This window comes from Pseudanabaena sp. 'Roaring Creek' (assembly GCF_001402795.1).
Lineage (GTDB): Bacteria > Cyanobacteriota > Cyanobacteriia > Pseudanabaenales > Pseudanabaenaceae > Pseudanabaena.
Genome location: NZ_LIRE01000470.1, coordinates 1 through 2,568, shown reverse-complemented (window position 1 = coordinate 2,568; position 2,568 = coordinate 1). Strand labels below are relative to the sequence as shown.

At 43.3% G+C, this 2,568-nt stretch carries 2 protein-coding genes; one reads left to right on the top strand and one right to left on the bottom strand.

Annotated features, from left to right (window positions below; translation table 11 throughout):
• Nucleotides 1–107: 107 nt before the first annotated feature.
• On the bottom strand, nt 108–1,097 hold the full coding sequence (locus tag AC805_RS14985; RefSeq protein ID WP_231663119.1) for a M48 family metallopeptidase: 990 nt from the start codon (nt 1,095–1,097) through the stop codon (nt 108–110).
• A 541-nt stretch (nt 1,098–1,638) separates the two neighbouring features.
• Here AC805_RS14985 and nadA point away from each other — a divergent pair.
• A partial coding sequence (nadA, locus tag AC805_RS14980) for a quinolinate synthase NadA (RefSeq protein ID WP_055076167.1) occupies nt 1,639–2,568 on the top strand: 930 nt, incomplete at its 3' end.

Sequence of the window (2,568 nt, the reverse complement as noted above, 5' to 3'; positions counted from 1 at the left end):
TATAGTTGTTTTAAATAACTTGTAGACGGGCTTCGACTTCGCTCAGCCCTCGGTGTAAGCTAGCTGAGCGAAGTCGAAGCTGTAGTTTTTATTTGAATTATCTATATTTAACGAAAGCGCGATCGCCAGATTCTTTGGTATTCGCCATCATTTAACCCTCCCGAAGTATTGAAATTATTGGCTTGAATGGATTGGTTCAGTGCGGCTATGCGATCTTCAGTGGCAGGGTGAGTACTGAGAAATGCGGGGACATTGCCACCTCCAGCACTAACTAGCTTTTGCATAAAGGCGGGCATGGCTCTCGCCGCGAAACCAGCTCTAGTAATATTTTGTAAGCCTCGACGATCGGCTTCAAATTCTGCTTCGCGACTGTTGGGTAAACGTAGGGCTAAATCTACGCCAATCCCGACGATGCGATCGTCACCAACTCCCGCGATGTTAGCAATCCCCTGCGCGATCGCCATTTGCTTCATCTGCTCTAGAGAATGACGGGCTGAAATATGTCCCATTTCATGACCGATTACACTGGCTAGTTGAGCCACGTTATCTGCTGCGGCGATCGTCCCCGTATTAATGTAAACAAAGCCACCCATGGTGGCAAAAGCATTGAGATTTTTGTCATCAACCACACGAAATGTGTAGGGAATATTGGGGCGCTCACTAGTGGGAATGAGGATTTGTCCGAGACGATTCACTAGGGCATTTGCGGCAGGATCGCGACTGATCCTGACTTCTTGTTGGATTTGACCGTCAATTTGTTTACCTAAAGCAACTTCGTCATTATCCCCAATGTTGGAAAGTTGAATAACTTGAATAGCCGAGGGCAAAATGCGAAACAAGTCAGAAAAGTCTAAGGCGTTGGCAATAAAAGGATTCAGAGTGACCGCCAACAGGATCGACATCACTAACGCGATCGCCAATTTCCCGTAACGTTGCAATTCTTGGTGAATCGATACTCCAAATTTTTGACTCTTAAATTTTTGACTCTTAAATTTTTGACTCTTAAATTTTTGACTCTTAAATTTTTGACTCTTAAATTTTTGACTCTTAAATTTTTGACTCAATGAATTTGATAAATTAGCGATCGATCTCTTCATATCTATAACTACCTCAAACTTTCCTATCTTATCTATCTTAATATTTATACTTAATGTAGCTAGTCATAATTACAAGCCAGAATCAAAACCTATAGACCAAGCCCAGCGTGCGCTAAGGGTTTTGGGGTTTTATATTTAATTGCGCCTAGCTACTTATTCATACTTATCCGTTTTTCCTAAGATCTCAGGATTTATACCAATTCCCAAAAGTGTGGCTACACTTTTGGGAATTGAAAATCAAACCCAGTAAGGGTTTTAAAATCACAAAATGGCGTAGCCATTTTGTGATTTAGTATTACACCCCAGCACCGTTCCCAAAGAATTAGCCAAAAGAATTAGCCAAAAAAGAATTAGCCTGAGAAATGCTAAACCTAGCCAAGTTTGACGAAGAATGCCTCGCCAAAGTTGCCAAAACTCAATCTCTTACGCTCGACAGATATATTTTTGGTAATTCCTACTATAATCAAATGTATAGAATGAATTAAAATTAATATTATTAGTGAGGCAAACTGTGTTTCTCACCGCCCCAAGTCCCGTAGGAATGAACGATCGGACTAGTAATGATGCTATCCCCATTGATCGCTTCCAAGCGATCGCCGATCTCAAAAAAGAACTCAATGCGGTAATTTTAGCCCACTATTACCAAGACCCCGATCTCCAAGATATTGCCGATTACATTGGGGATTCGCTGGGTTTATCGCAAGCAGCAGCCAATTGCCAAGCTGATGTCATCGTATTTCTCGGCGTGCATTTCATGGCTGAGACTGCCAAAATCCTCAACCCCGATAAATTGGTATTGCTTCCCGATCTAGATGCAGGCTGTTCGCTTGCGGATAGTTGTCCGCCCGATCGCTTTGCCGAGTTTAAGCTAGCCCATCCCGATCATTTGGTGATTTCCTACATAAATTGCTCGGCAGATATCAAGGCAATGAGCGATATCATCTGTACGAGTGCCAATGCCGTCGCGATCGTCAACCAAATCCCCAAAGATCAGCCAATTATCTTTGCCCCCGATCGCAACCTCGGACGATATGTGATGGAAAAAGCAGGGCGAGAGCTATTGCTATGGGATGGAGCTTGTATCGTCCATGAAATTTTTTCCGAGCGGAAATTAATTGAACTTAAGCTGCATCATCCTCAAGCAGCCATCATTGCCCATCCTGAATGCGAAGCGAACGTTCTTCGTCATGCTGATTTTATCGGTTCGACTACAGGATTGTTAAAATATGCCCAAAACAGCGATCGCCAAGAATTTATCGTAGTTACGGAGTCTGGGGTAATCCATCAAATGCAAAAGGCTACCCCCACCAAAAAATTTATACCCGCACCACCTAATAGCAACTGCGCCTGTAACGAATGCCCATATATGCGCTTAAACACTTTGGATAAGGTGTATCTCGCGATGAAAAACCGCACTCCTGAAATAACGCTGCCTGAGCCAACTCGTCTAGCGGCTCTCAAACCCATGCAA

Excerpts from the sequence above, each read along its gene's own strand:
- AC805_RS14985 (WP_231663119.1), bottom strand. The coding sequence starts at position 1,097 with ATGAAGAGATCGATCGCTAATTTATCAAATTCATTGAGTCAAAAATTT.